Here is a 12,988-nt window from a genome sequence, read left to right on the forward strand (position 1 = left end):
AAGGAAAAATAAGAAACTTCTTTTATAAGGAGAGCGATCTATTCGTGAATGAAATGACTCATCGTACAAAAACACGTCCTGTTAAAGTCGGTAATTTAACAATTGGCGGTAATAATGAATTAATTATACAAAGTATGACAACAACGAAAACGCATGATGTAGAAGCAACCGTTGCTGAAATCAAACGGTTAGAAGAAGCGGGTTGTCAAATTGTCCGCGTTGCTGTCCCAGACGAACGCGCAGCAAATGCGATTGCTGATATTAAAAAACAAATTAACATCCCACTTGTTGCTGATATTCATTTTGATTATCGTCTTGCTTTAAAAGCAATTGAAGGTGGCATTGATAAGGTACGTATCAATCCAGGAAACATCGGCCGTCGCCATAAAGTAGAAGCTGTTGTAAATGCAGCGAAAGAACGCGGTATTCCAATTCGTATTGGTGTAAATGCTGGCTCATTAGAACGCCACATTTTAGAAAAATATGGCTATCCTACTGCTGATGGTATGGTTGAAAGTGCCTTGCATCACATTAAAATTTTAGAGGACTTAGATTTCCACGATATTATCGTATCGATGAAAGCCTCTGATGTTAACTTAGCTATTGAAGCATACGAAAAAGCAGCTCGTGCTTTTGATTATCCATTACATCTAGGCATTACAGAATCTGGAACACTATTTGCTGGGACAGTAAAAAGCGCCGCTGGTCTGGGTGCGATCTTAAGTAAGGGTATCGGAAATACACTTCGTATTTCATTAAGTGCTGATCCTGTTGAAGAAGTTAAAGTTGCTCGTGAATTGTTAAAATCATTCGGTCTTGCATCGAACGCTGCAACACTTATTTCTTGCCCAACATGCGGTCGCATTGAGATTGACCTTATCAGCATCGCAAATGAAGTAGAAGAATATATCTCTACACTGAAAGTACCGATTAAAGTCGCTGTACTTGGATGCGCAGTAAACGGACCTGGTGAAGCTCGTGAAGCTGATATCGGTATCGCTGGCGCACGTGGAGAAGGTTTATTATTCCGTAAAGGAAAAGTCGTACGTAAAGTACCAGAAGAAACAATGGTAGAAGAACTCAAAAAAGAAATTGATGTAATTGCTGCTGAAATGGCTGCGAATCAAGAAAAAGAAAAACAAGAGCAATAATAAAAAAGGCTGTCTGGATATTACCAGCAGCCTTTTTATTATACCTTAGTAGTGAAACTAAAAATAAAAGCTCGTCAGTTTCAAAACTGACGAGCCTTTATTTTGTACACTTCGGGCAACGACCATATATTTCAAACTTATGCCCCGTTACCTCATACCCTTTAAAATCTTTATTCATAAAATCCATTGGACAAGAAGTAATTTCTTTTGTCCCACCACAATCTAAACAAATAAAATGATGATGGTGTTCCATAATTGAACATGTAAATCGGAAATGTTTCTCCCCATTTAGTTCTGTTTGTTCTAAAACACCAATTTCAGCAAATACCGTTAAATTACGATAGATTGTATCAAAACTTAGTCCTGGATAATCATCCTTCATATGCTCTAAAACGTCCTTTGCGGTTAAATAACGATTATGAGCCGCAAATAACCGCAACATTTCTTCCCTTTTTCCAGTATGTTTATAGCCTTTTTCTTTCATAAGGCGTAAAGCTTCTGTCAGATTCATAACTATCCCTACTTTATGCAGTTTTTTTCTTCTTCCATAAGATTGCACCGATTAAAATAAGAACTGCTAGCATAACAATTGTACCACCTGGAGCTAAATCAAGCTGATAAGAAGTAAACAGTCCACCGATCACAGAAATTTCACCAAATAAAATGGAAAAGAAAATCGCTTGTTTAAATCCTTTTGCGATGCGGATACTTGCGGCAACTGGTAACGTCATTAAAGATGATACAAGAAGAACCCCAACAACTCGCATCGATATCGCTATAACAAGCGCAACTAAAATAATAAAAACAAAGTGGATCCACTTTGCACCAAGCCCTGTTGATACGGCATATTCCTCATCAAATGATAATAAAAATAACTCTTTATATAGTAGAATAATCGTTGTAATAACTACGATTGCTACAATACCAATAAGAATTAAATCTGTGCTTGTTACAGCGCTAACGCTACCAAATAAGTAACTAAATAAATCCGTATTAAATCCATTAGCAAGCGAAATGAAAATAACTCCAATTCCCATCCCAGCTGAAAGAATAATCGGAATCGCTAATTCTTGGTAATGTTTATATACAGTACGTAACTTTTCGATTAATAGCGCTCCACCTATCGAAAAAATCATCCCCATATATAACGGATTTAAAAATCCACCTGTAAAAATGGTTTTTTCAAGCAATAAACTTGCAGCAATTCCCGATAATGTCACATGGCTTAACGCATCTGCAATCAGTGACATACGGCGAATTACAACAAATACACCGATTAATGGAGCAACCAACCCTATTAAAATACCAGCGTATAAAGAATTACGTAAAAAATCATATTGTAAAAAATCCTGTATCATTATATCCTCCCGTGATGCTCATGATCATGCTCTAAACGATGAACATGATGTCCATATAAAATCGACATTTCTGCATCTTCTAACTCTCGGAATTTCTCAACGTTGCCATGGAAATGTAAATGTTGATTTAAACATGCAACATGGGTCACTTTCTCTGTTACAGCCCCCATATCATGTGTAACGAGTATCAGTGTGATCCCTAGTTTTTTATTTAAATCTTCTAGTATCTCATAAAAGCTCTCCACACTCTTTACATCAATACCCACTGTAGGCTCGTCCAAAATCAGTAATTCTGGGTTACTTACAAGCGCACGCGCAATAAATACACGTTGCTGTTGTCCACCGGAAAGCTCTCCGATGTTACGATTTTGAAATTCACGCATCCCTACGTCTGCGATTGCCTTAGCTACTTTCGCTTTATCGTCTTTTGTTAAGAAGCGAAACAATCCTCTTTTAGAAACCAGTCCCATTGAAACAACTTCAAATACAGTCGCTGGAAAACCAGAATTAAAGCTGTTTGCCTTTTGAGATACATAGCCAACCTTGTTCCAATCTTTAAATTTTTTGCTATCAACATCGAATAACCGAACACTTCCCTTTTTCGGTTTCAAAACACCTAATATACATTTTAACAAGGTCGATTTACCAGATCCATTCGGCCCAACCAAACCTAAAAAAGCTCCCTGCGGAACTTGCAAATTAATATCTTCTAGTACATTTCGCTCTTCATATCGAAATGTCAATCCTTCGATTTCCAATATATTATTCATAGCATCTCACCTATTTTAATTCAGAATGATTCCGATTTATTCCTACTTAAATTATAGTATAGCTTATTATAGTTGTAAACCAATCTGCCCTAAAATAAAGAATATGTTTTAGGGCGACCTTATTATTATAACAAAAAGCAGAGAAAATCTCTCTGCTTTTTAAGACTATTTAAAAACCAAAACAAAGATAGCTATCACATTTTTTCATATTTCAAAACCGATTAGCTCTCTTTTCTTTTCGTTTTTGAACATCCGCTTTTAATGAATAGCAGATTTAAATTTACCACCATTCGTCTCTTGCGTACTCATAATTGTAATAAAGGCATTTTCATCAATTTCATGAACAATTGATTTTAATTTCGTTACCTCAAGACGTGTAACAACAGCATAAATTACTTCTTTTTCTTTATCCGTATAACCACCCTTAGCAACAAGTTTAGTTGTCCCACGACCAAGGCGGTGTAAAATGGCATTTGATACTTCTTCATACTGATCTGATACAATCAGTACTGCTTTCGTCTCATCCAACCCTTGAATAACCGTATCAATTGTTTTAAATGCAATATAGTATGTCATAACGGAATACATCGCCTGTTCAACACCAAATACAAATGCCGCCCAAGCAAAAACAAATAAATTCACAAACATAACAAATTCACCGACAGAAAACGGTAATTTTTTCGTTAATAAAATCCCCATAATTTCTGTTCCATCTAATGAGCCACCATGCCTAATAACAAGCCCTACACCAAGCCCTAAAATAAGCCCTCCAAAAACAGTCGCTAAAATGGGTTCAGTCGTAAATGGTTTAATAGAATGTAATGTTGACTCTATAAAAGCTAAAGCCACAATCGCAAAAGCAGAAGATAACATGAAGGTTTTCCCAATTTGTTTATATCCGGAATACATGAATGGTAAATTGAGGATGACAACTAAAGTAGAGAAACTTAACCACCAAATGTTTGGTGTAAGGTAATCTAGTATGAGGGAAATACCGATAATACCGCCATCAATAATTTTATTCGGTATTAAAAATAATTCAATGGCTACCGCAGCACATGCCGCTCCAAAAACAATCATAACTAAACGATACAATAAATGAATAACACTTTCTTTTCGATGTTGTTTTTTCTCCATACGCCCTCCTTATACATTCTATATGCAGTTTCATTCTTCTATTATAACACACTCCCCTTTTTCTTTTTAAAAAGCAATTAGAGTGTGAATATACACAAGCATCCTACACATATATTTCGGTATAAGAACCACTGAAGGAGGACGACATCATGAACCTTATCAAGCACATTGTAAACAAAAAATTAAATCACATGACCACAAAAGAATTATTAAAATATAGTACAGAATATGGAGTTTCCATTACAACTGAACAAGCTGAACAAATTGTCCCTTTAATAAAAGGAAAAAACATCAATATTTATGATACGGGAGAAAGACTAGAACTTTTGAAAAAGATTGCTAAAGTAACTTCTCCATCTACTGCTCAACAAATCAATACGTTATTCCAGCAACTATTAAAATAAGGAGGGAAAATTCCCCTCCTTACTGTTCTTTAACCTTCTCTAGAAGATTTTCATCAAATGAACCATTCTTTAACATTTCAATCTCAAACTTATATGGTGGTTTTTTATCTTTCTTATCTTCACCTACATACGGCGTTTCAAGAATTTTCGGTACATGCTTTAATTGCGGGTGGTGCACAATGTAGTGCAACGCTTTATATCCAATATGACCGAAACCAATATTTTCATGACGGTCTTTTCCAGCTCCGCGTACATTTTTACTATCGTTAATATGCAACACTTGCAAACGGTCAATTCCAACAATCTTATCAAATTCATTTAGTACGCCGTCAAAATCGTTAACAATGTCATAACCTGCATCATGTGTATGACATGTATCGAAGCATACAGATAGTTTTTCGTTATATTTAACGCCTTCGATAATTTTTGCAATTTCTTCAAAACTACGCCCACATTCTGTACCTTTTCCAGCCATTGTTTCTAATGCAATATTCACTGTTTGTTCTGGTGTTAACACTTCATTCAACCCTTTAATAATCTGAGCAATACCAGCATCAGCACCCGCACCAACATGAGCTCCCGGATGAAGTACAATTTGTTTCGCTACCCCTAGCGCTTCCGTTCTTTCAATTTCCAAACGAAGGAAGTCCACACCTAATTGGAATGTTTCAGGTTTTATCGTATTACCGACATTAATAATATAAGGTGCATGGACAATAATTTCTTCGATACCACTCAGTTCCATATGTCTTCGTCCTGCTTCTATATTCAAATCTTCAATTGGTTTTCTTCTCGTATTTTGCGGTGCACCTGTATAAATCATAAACGTTGTCGCACCGTATGAAACAGCCTCTTCACTTGCTGCTAATAACATTTTCTTACCACTCATAGAAACATGAGATCCAATCTTTAACATCTAATCACCTCTTCAATATACAATAGCTATAATAATAGCATAATTTGTAGAAATATGTAGTGAATTGTTTGCTAGCACAAGAAACCACTATAAAATAAACTTTCCTAGATCACTTCTACTACGAGCGAATAGCAATAAAAAAAGATAAGGGATCCTTATCTTTTTTTATTGCTATATTTTTTCTTCACTTTTTCACGTTCAGTGGCAAGCTTTTTCTTATATCCCGGCTTAACCTTTTTCGGTTTTTTAACAACTTTAGTCGCCATAATATCTAATTCATTATTCGGCTTTTTGCGACTTTGACGACGACGGCGATCGCCTAAGTCCACCCATTCATCTCCACGTAAATCTACATGGTTAAATGTGATATTCCGTTGTTTCTCTAAGCTATCTAATGCTTCTTCATTTGCTGGGTCATAAATCGTCACTGCAATACCTGAATAGCCTGCACGAGCTGTTCTTCCAACGCGGTGAACGAAGAAATCTAAATCAGAAGGAAGTTCGTAGTTAATTACATGACTGATTCCCTCGATATCAATACCACGTGCTGCTAAATCCGTCGCAACAATATATTGGAATTCTAAATCACGAATTTGTTTCATCATTTTTTTACGATCACGCGGAGATAAATCACCATGAATACGTCCAACTTTTAATCCACGCTCCGTTAATCCATTCGCAACTTCTTCTGCCATCTTTTTCGTATTTGTAAAGACAATTGCTAAATACGGCTTAAATTGAAGTAACATTTTGTTCACTAATTCAATCTTATTACGATGTCTAGAAGGAACTAAATAATGCTCAATATTTCCCGCCGCAACTTGTTTCGGATTAATATGAATGTGCTCTGGATTCTCCATGTATTTTTTCATAAACGGTTTTAATTTTTGAGGAATCGTTGCAGAAAAAACGAGCATTTGCAAGTTTTTAGGCATACGTGCTGCAATTTTATCAACATCTTGAATGAATCCCATATCAAGCATCAAATCTGCCTCATCGACAATGATAGTAGAAGCCGTGTGCACAAATAGTGCTTGTTCTTCTACTAAATCTTTAATACGCCCTGGTGTTCCAACAACAACATGAGGTTGCTTCTTAAGCTTTTCAATGGATCGTTGTTTGTCTGTTCCACCAATTAAACAACGCGCTGTAATCATTTGACCTTCTGCACAAAACTTTGTTAACTTTACAATCTCTTGATAAATTTGTTGTGCTAATTCACGAGTAGGTGCTGTAATAACTAATTGTACCTCTTCTCGTTTTGCATCAATTCTGTTTAAAGTTGGAAGTAAGTATGCGTGTGTTTTTCCAGAACCCGTTTGAGACTGTCCAATTACACTCACACCTTTTTTCACAACAGGAAAAATTTTCTTTTGAATTTCTGTCGGCTCCGAAAAGCGTAGTTCACGAACTGCATCTATTAAAAATGGTTGAAAATTATATTGTGTAAATGTTTGTAGTGTCATAAGTTACACCTTCTTTCTAAAATTTCTACTGCGCGCACAAATCAGTCAAGTCTACATTATATCGAAATCTAATAGTAAAATCCATCTTTAGTTTAGGTTTTTACTTCAAAAACTAACCTTCTTTCTTTTCATTGCATATTGTATGTGTATATACCTAGCTAAAGAAAGGAGGATTTCTCTTATGTATCCGAAACCCCCTATGGGGCAAATGTATGCAGGACAACAGCAACCATACAGCCCATATCCCATACCTAATTTACCGCCTATGATGCAAAAAAAGAAAGGATTTCTCGCTAGACTATTCAAAAAACACGATCCAACTCAGCCATTTATGCAAATGGCTCCCCCCTATCGACAAATGGAAGGGCAACCGATGATGCATCAACATCAGCAACCCTATATGCAGCAACCTCAACAAATGATGCCGCCTCAAATGAACGATCCGAATGAAATGCGCGGCTCAGCACCGGTAGCACCTAGCGGCGGTATAGGTAGCTTTTTTTCCAATTTAATTTCCAATCCTACAGGCATGTTAAATAATATTGAAAAGGTTGCTCAAGTCGCTCAATCTGTTGGACCTGTCGTGCAACAATACGGTCCCATTGTCCGCAGTATACCGAGCATCGTAAAAATTCTCACTTCTGGAAAAGGTACCGCTGAAGAATCGGCGGAAGAAGTGGAAGTAATCGCTACACCTCCACCACCTTCACAAGGGAAAAAAAAGAAAAGAATAGTTTTGGAGCCAGTTATTGAAAAAGAGCCCATGAAAGAGAATATCCCGCGTACGGCACCAAAACCCAAACTATATGTCTAACAATCCTTTGTTTTCTGTCCGCTCCTCCTTTATAATGGAAAAGACTATGTACAAAAAAGGATCTCTTGTTTAGAAGGAGAGGATTACTCACATGAAGATTGTAAAAATTTCCCCTCGTGGTTATTGCTACGGTGTTGTTGATGCAATGGTCATTGCACGCAATGCCGCACTAGATAAAACATTACCGAGACCAATTTATATTTTAGGTATGATTGTTCACAACAAGCATGTAACCGATGCTTTCGAAGAAGATGGCATTATTACATTAGATGGTCCAAGTCGATTGGAGATTTTAGACAAAATCGATTCTGGTACTGTTATTTTCACAGCGCATGGTGTTTCTCCAGAAGTTAAACAACGTGCAAAAGAAAAAGGATTAACGACAATCGATGCAACATGTCCAGATGTTACGAAAACACATGACCTCATTGAAGCAAAAAAAGCGGAAGGATACCATGTGATTTACATTGGCAAAAAAGGGCATCCAGAACCAGAAGGCGCGGTTGGTATCGCACCTGATATCGTTCATCTTATTGAAAAAGCAGCGGATTTAGAGACACTGGAAATCCCAACAGAGAAAATTTTAGTTACAAATCAAACAACAATGAGCCAATGGGACGTTCAGCACCTTATGGAAGACATTCAGAAAAAATTCCCAACAGCTGAATTTCACAAAGAAATTTGCTTAGCAACACAAGTACGTCAAGAAGCTGTTGCTAAGCAAGCTGATGTTGCTGATTTAACGATTGTTGTTGGTGATCCAAAAAGCAATAACTCAAACCGTTTAGCTCAAGTATCCGAGGAAATTGCCGGTACAAGGGCATACCGCGTTGCGGACGTAAGCGAAATTCAATTAGAGTGGCTGCAAGGTATTGAAAACGTCGCTATTACCGCAGGTGCATCTACACCAACGCCAATTACAAAAGAAGTAATCGCCTTTTTAGAACAGTACGATCCGATGAACCCAGCAACTTGGGAACGCAAACGGAATGTACCGCTTCAAAAAATCTTGCCGCGTGTAAAAGCAAAAAAACAATAAAAAAAATCCGTTGCTAATGAGCTAGCAACGGATTTTTTTATTTTACTTATACAAAAGTAAACGGATCTGTATGTAACTGAGAAGCATGAATTTGCACAGCAAATTTTTTCTCATCTACCTTTTGTTGTAATTGTTTTTGTACACCTTGCTTCATCACTTTTTCCACATTATGTCCTGGGTCAACAATATTTAATCCAAGCATCATCGCATCGTGTGCAACATGATAATACATATCGCCTGTCACATACACATCTGCTCCTTTATATTTTGCTTGCGTAATATATTTATTCCCATCACCGCCAAGCACTGCTACTTTCCGTACTTTATCGTCTAATTTCCCAACAACTCGCGCTCCGTTTACATCTAATGCCGATTTCACATGTTCAGCAAACTGCCCTAATGTCATTTCTTCTTGCAAGTATCCAATCTTTCCAAGCCCCAATGTCTCCCCCTTATTATCAAGCGGGTATACATCGTAGGCAACTTCTTCATATGGATGCGTTGTTAACATTGCTTTTACTACTTTTCGCTCCAGTGAAGCTGGAATAATTGTTTCGATCCTTATCTCTTCCACACGCTCTAACTGTCCAGTTTCGCCTATATAAGGATTTGTTCCGTCCTGAGGTATAAATGTACCTATTCCTTCGCTATTAAACGTACAATGGCTATAGTTACCGATATATCCAGCTCCAGCATTCCCAAGAGCTTTGCGAACATCTTCAGCATGTGTTACAGGCACAAACACAACAATTTTTTTCATTTCTTCCGAGTATGTCGGAACAAGTACTTCTGTATTTTGCAAGCCTAATGCATCTGCAAGTAAATCATTCACCCCACCTTTTGCGACATCGACATTTGTATGCGCCGCATAAACAGCGATATCATTTTTGATGCAAGTTTCAATAATCCGCCCATACGCCTTATCTGTATGGATTGCTTTTAATGGATTAAAAATAAGCGGGTGATGAGCAATAATTACATTTGCTCCTATTTGAATCGCTTCTTCTACAACCGCTTCTGTAACATCCAGTGCAATCAATACATGCCCGACCTGCTTATTTAACGCCCCAATTTGTAAGCCTATCTTGTCACCTTCCATTGCTAGATGTTTTGGATACATGCTTTCAAATAAAGAAATCACTTCATGACCATTTGGAATTTTACTCATGATAAAACCTCCTCTATCATTTTCATTTTCTCGACTACTTCAATCCGTTTCGCTTTTGTATCTTCCGATTCTGTCGCACGTTCCAGCTGCTTCAAGATATTTTGAAAGTTTTTCAGTTCATTTTCCCATTTTTCTACAAACGCATCACTTTTTTCCTTCATCAAAAATGGTCCGATAAATAGCTCAGCTTGTTTGTCTTCATGATAAGGAGTGAGTGGATCACCTTTTTCTCCCACTAAAATCTCATAAATCTTTCCATCTTCTTTTATAATTTTCTCATGAATAAGCTCCCAGCCATTTTCAATAAACCATTCACGAATATGATGCGCTGCAATATTAGGTTGTAAAATCAAGCGAGTTACACCACTTAGCTTCTCTTTTCCACTCTCTAAAATATCACGAATTAACGCTCCACCCATGCCAGCAATTGTAATAACATCGACTTCTCCTGGTGTAATAACAGCTAGACCATTCCCTTTACGAACATCTACTTTTTCTTGCAAGCCGCTCTCAGCTACCGTAGCTTGCGCAGAACGGAACGGTCCATCTACCACTTCTCCTGCTACTGCCTTTGTAGCAATATTATTTATAATTGTATAGCACGGTAAATACGCATGATCAGAACCAATATCCGCAACTGTAGATCCTACTGGAATCTCCCGTACTACTTCTTCTAATCTTTTGGAAAGCTTCACTTCATTCATTTATTTCCATTACTCCTTCTCTTGTCAGTCTGTCTCCATGATAATGAATTTACAGTAGTTGTTGCAAGTAAAGAAATAAAACAATTCCTTTATCTAATCGTATTCTAGAAAGAAAAGACAAGAAAAACAAGCCTTTTGCTATAAGCAAAAGGCTTGTTTTTTAAACTTTATTTTTTCTTCGCTAACCAGTCTGCTACTTTAGAAGCTTGATCTGCCGGAATTAAATTCGGTGGCATGTTTCCTTTTCCTTTTGAAATCACTTCTTTAATTTCATCTTTAGAGAGTTTCCCGCCAATTTTTTGTAAATTCGGCCCCACAGCACCTTGCAACTGATCACCATGACAACTCGTACAATTTTGCTTCACAATGTCCTCTGGTTTTGATGCCGCTTGTGTAGTTTTCCCCCCATTTTTTTTCGCTTCAGCTAGTTCTTTTGATTTATACAATCCCTCAAACGAAAATACAAACATAATAACAATTCCTAGTACAGCAATGAGTGCAAACGGAATCAACGGATTACGTTTCATATTTCTTCTCCCCCCTCTATGCCCCCTAATAATTAGATGATTCAGTTATTTCCATTGTACTTGAAAACGCTCTATCAGAAAAGACAAAACTATCAGTTGTTACAAATATTCCATAAATTCAGTTTATTTACTTTCTTCCTTTTATCACATATTATTTTGATAAATATCAACGCTTTTCATCATATTTTTTGTTTTTCTACATATATTTTTGTATAGAATAAACGAAATTAATCGAAAAATCGAAAAATGAGCATTTGCAAATCAAAAGACAATTCTGTAAAATAAATTACAAGAATTGTAATCGTTACTAACAACTAAATTTTAACAAAAATTAACAAAATAAAAAAGTTTACTTCACAAATGTGAAGTAAACTTAGAAAGAACCCTATTCTAAGAAATCTTTTAGACGTTTGCTACGGCTTGGATGTCTTAATTTACGAAGCGCTTTTGCTTCAATTTGACGAATACGCTCTCTCGTTACACCGAACACTTTTCCAACTTCTTCAAGCGTACGAGTTCGTCCATCATCTAAACCGAAACGAAGACGTAGAACATTTTCTTCACGATCTGTTAGTGTATCTAACACATCCTCTAATTGTTCTTTTAGCAGTTCATACGCTGCATGATCTGCAGGTGATGTTGCTTCTTGGTCTTCAATGAAGTCACCTAAATGGGAGTCATCCTCTTCACCAATTGGCGTTTCAAGAGAAACCGGCTCCTGTGCAATCTTTAAAATTTCGCGTACTTTTTCTGGAGCAAGATCCATTTCTTCACCAATTTCTTCTGGAGATGGTTCACGTCCTAAATCTTGTAACAATTGACGCTGTACACGGATTAATTTATTAATTGTTTCAACCATATGAACTGGAATACGAATTGTTCTCGCTTGGTCTGCAATGGCACGTGTAATCGCTTGGCGAATCCACCAAGTTGCATACGTACTAAATTTAAATCCTTTACGATAATCGAACTTTTCAACCGCTTTAATTAGACCCATATTCCCTTCTTGAATTAAGTCTAAGAAAAGCATACCTCGGCCAACATATCGCTTTGCAATACTTACTACCAGACGTAAATTCGCTTCTGCAAGACGGCGCTTCGCTTCTTCATCGCCTTCTTCAATACGCGTTGCAAGTCGAATTTCTTCTTCAGCAGATAGTAAGTCAACGCGGCCGATTTCTTTTAAATACATGCGAACAGGGTCATTGATTTTCACACCAGGTGGTACGCTTAAATCATTTAAGTCAAATTCTTCTTCTGTCTTTGAGATTTGATGAGTATTAGGACCTTCATCGTTGTCGTTGTCACCAACTAGGTCAATCCCTTGTTCACCTAGATATTCATAATATTCATCCATTTGATCGGATTCAATTTCAAATCCACTCATGCGTTCTGCAATCTCTTCATATGTAAGAACGCCACGTTTTTTTCCGAGCTCAGTGAGTTGTTCTTTCACTTGCTCAAGGGTCATTTCAGTTTCAATTTGTTTAGAACGAGCTGGTTTGTCAGCCATCTGTTCCCCTCCTTACGCGAG

At 37.0% G+C, this 12,988-nt stretch carries 14 protein-coding genes; 4 read left to right on the plus strand and 10 right to left on the minus strand.

Annotated features, from left to right (window positions below):
- Positions 1-53: 53 nt before the first annotated feature.
- On the plus strand, positions 54-1,151 hold the full coding sequence (gene ispG / locus QRY57_RS21135; RefSeq protein WP_161785268.1) for a flavodoxin-dependent (E)-4-hydroxy-3-methylbut-2-enyl-diphosphate synthase: 1,098 nt from the start codon (positions 54-56) through the stop codon (positions 1,149-1,151).
- 97 nt (positions 1,152-1,248) lie between these two features.
- Here ispG and QRY57_RS21140 read toward each other — a convergent pair whose 3' ends face one another.
- From QRY57_RS21140 to QRY57_RS21155, 4 genes are all read right to left on the minus strand, one after another.
- A complete protein-coding gene (locus QRY57_RS21140; protein WP_026589911.1) occupies positions 1,249-1,662 on the minus strand; it encodes a Fur family transcriptional regulator in 414 nt (137 codons plus the stop codon).
- 13 nt (positions 1,663-1,675) lie between these two features.
- Complete coding sequence (locus QRY57_RS21145; RefSeq protein WP_286016030.1) at positions 1,676-2,509, minus strand: metal ABC transporter permease; 834 nt, start codon at positions 2,507-2,509, stop codon at positions 1,676-1,678.
- Positions 2,509-3,279 (minus strand): metal ABC transporter ATP-binding protein, encoded by a 771-nt coding sequence (locus QRY57_RS21150; protein ID WP_026589909.1) that lies wholly within the window; start codon positions 3,277-3,279, stop codon positions 2,509-2,511. Before QRY57_RS21150 ends, QRY57_RS21145 begins: the two co-directional genes overlap by 1 nt.
- Positions 3,280-3,537: 258 nt before the next feature.
- Complete coding sequence (locus tag QRY57_RS21155; RefSeq protein WP_026589908.1) at positions 3,538-4,416, minus strand: YitT family protein; 879 nt, start codon at positions 4,414-4,416, stop codon at positions 3,538-3,540.
- 149 nt (positions 4,417-4,565) lie between these two features.
- Between QRY57_RS21155 and QRY57_RS21160 the strand changes: the two genes are divergently transcribed.
- On the plus strand, positions 4,566-4,820 hold the full coding sequence (locus tag QRY57_RS21160; protein WP_208018167.1) for a DUF2624 domain-containing protein: 255 nt from the start codon (positions 4,566-4,568) through the stop codon (positions 4,818-4,820).
- A gap of 19 nt (positions 4,821-4,839) precedes the next feature.
- Here the strand turns inward: QRY57_RS21160 and QRY57_RS21165 are convergent, their stop codons facing one another.
- Both QRY57_RS21165 and QRY57_RS21170 read right to left on the minus strand, forming a co-directional pair.
- Positions 4,840-5,736, minus strand: a complete 897-nt coding sequence (locus QRY57_RS21165) for a deoxyribonuclease IV (protein ID WP_026589906.1) — start codon at positions 5,734-5,736, stop codon at positions 4,840-4,842.
- 155 nt (positions 5,737-5,891) lie between these two features.
- Positions 5,892-7,202 carry a DEAD/DEAH box helicase gene (locus QRY57_RS21170; protein WP_026589905.1) on the minus strand — a complete coding sequence of 437 codons (1,311 nt, stop codon included), beginning with the start codon at positions 7,200-7,202 and terminating at the stop codon, positions 5,892-5,894.
- Positions 7,203-7,383: 181 nt separating this feature from the next.
- On the opposite strand from QRY57_RS21170, the gene vrrA reads away from it, so the two are divergent.
- Both vrrA and QRY57_RS21180 read left to right on the plus strand, forming a co-directional pair.
- Positions 7,384-8,016 (plus strand): VrrA/YqfQ family protein, encoded by a 633-nt coding sequence (gene vrrA / locus QRY57_RS21175; RefSeq protein ID WP_026589904.1) that lies wholly within the window; start codon positions 7,384-7,386, stop codon positions 8,014-8,016.
- A 91-nt stretch (positions 8,017-8,107) separates the two neighbouring features.
- The gene (locus QRY57_RS21180) at positions 8,108-9,055 is read left to right on the plus strand and encodes a 4-hydroxy-3-methylbut-2-enyl diphosphate reductase (protein WP_026589903.1); all 948 of its coding nucleotides are present in this window, start codon (positions 8,108-8,110) and stop codon (positions 9,053-9,055) included.
- Positions 9,056-9,101: 46 nt separating this feature from the next.
- On the opposite strand, the gene QRY57_RS21185 is transcribed toward QRY57_RS21180, so the two are convergent.
- From QRY57_RS21185 to rpoD, 4 genes are all read right to left on the minus strand, one after another.
- Positions 9,102-10,223 (minus strand): Nif3-like dinuclear metal center hexameric protein, encoded by a 1,122-nt coding sequence (locus QRY57_RS21185; RefSeq protein WP_026589902.1) that lies wholly within the window; start codon positions 10,221-10,223, stop codon positions 9,102-9,104.
- Positions 10,220-10,927 carry a tRNA (adenine(22)-N(1))-methyltransferase gene (locus QRY57_RS21190; protein WP_090687516.1) on the minus strand — a complete coding sequence of 236 codons (708 nt, stop codon included), beginning with the start codon at positions 10,925-10,927 and terminating at the stop codon, positions 10,220-10,222. The genes QRY57_RS21185 and QRY57_RS21190 overlap by 4 nt, the downstream gene beginning before the upstream one ends.
- A 167-nt stretch (positions 10,928-11,094) precedes the next feature.
- The gene (cccA, locus tag QRY57_RS21195; RefSeq protein WP_026589900.1) at positions 11,095-11,454 is read right to left on the minus strand and encodes a cytochrome c550; all 360 of its coding nucleotides are present in this window, start codon (positions 11,452-11,454) and stop codon (positions 11,095-11,097) included.
- A gap of 385 nt (positions 11,455-11,839) precedes the next feature.
- Positions 11,840-12,967, minus strand: a complete 1,128-nt coding sequence (rpoD, locus tag QRY57_RS21200; RefSeq protein WP_026589899.1) for an RNA polymerase sigma factor RpoD — start codon at positions 12,965-12,967, stop codon at positions 11,840-11,842.
- Positions 12,968-12,988: the final 21 nt, after the last annotated feature.

Origin of the sequence: Bacillus arachidis (genome assembly GCF_030285945.1) — a bacterium.
GTDB lineage: Bacteria > Bacillota > Bacilli > Bacillales > Bacillaceae_G > Bacillus_A > Bacillus_A arachidis.

Excerpts from the sequence above, each read along its gene's own strand:
- ispG (WP_161785268.1), top strand. The coding sequence starts at position 54 with ATGACTCATCGTACAAAAACACGTCCTGTTAAAGTCGGTAATTTAACA.
- QRY57_RS21140 (WP_026589911.1), bottom strand. The coding sequence starts at position 1,662 with ATGAATCTGACAGAAGCTTTACGCCTTATGAAAGAAAAAGGCTATAAA.
- QRY57_RS21145 (WP_286016030.1), bottom strand. The coding sequence starts at position 2,509 with ATGATACAGGATTTTTTACAATATGATTTTTTACGTAATTCTTTATAC.
- QRY57_RS21150 (WP_026589909.1), bottom strand. The coding sequence starts at position 3,279 with ATGAATAATATATTGGAAATCGAAGGATTGACATTTCGATATGAAGAG.
- QRY57_RS21155 (WP_026589908.1), bottom strand. The coding sequence starts at position 4,416 with ATGGAGAAAAAACAACATCGAAAAGAAAGTGTTATTCATTTATTGTAT.
- QRY57_RS21160 (WP_208018167.1), top strand. The coding sequence starts at position 4,566 with ATGAACCTTATCAAGCACATTGTAAACAAAAAATTAAATCACATGACC.
- QRY57_RS21165 (WP_026589906.1), bottom strand. The coding sequence starts at position 5,736 with ATGTTAAAGATTGGATCTCATGTTTCTATGAGTGGTAAGAAAATGTTA.
- QRY57_RS21170 (WP_026589905.1), bottom strand. The coding sequence starts at position 7,202 with ATGACACTACAAACATTTACACAATATAATTTTCAACCATTTTTAATA.
- vrrA (WP_026589904.1), top strand. The coding sequence starts at position 7,384 with ATGTATCCGAAACCCCCTATGGGGCAAATGTATGCAGGACAACAGCAA.
- QRY57_RS21180 (WP_026589903.1), top strand. The coding sequence starts at position 8,108 with ATGAAGATTGTAAAAATTTCCCCTCGTGGTTATTGCTACGGTGTTGTT.
- QRY57_RS21185 (WP_026589902.1), bottom strand. The coding sequence starts at position 10,223 with ATGAGTAAAATTCCAAATGGTCATGAAGTGATTTCTTTATTTGAAAGC.
- QRY57_RS21190 (WP_090687516.1), bottom strand. The coding sequence starts at position 10,927 with ATGAATGAAGTGAAGCTTTCCAAAAGATTAGAAGAAGTAGTACGGGAG.
- cccA (WP_026589900.1), bottom strand. The coding sequence starts at position 11,454 with ATGAAACGTAATCCGTTGATTCCGTTTGCACTCATTGCTGTACTAGGA.
- rpoD (WP_026589899.1), bottom strand. The coding sequence starts at position 12,967 with ATGGCTGACAAACCAGCTCGTTCTAAACAAATTGAAACTGAAATGACC.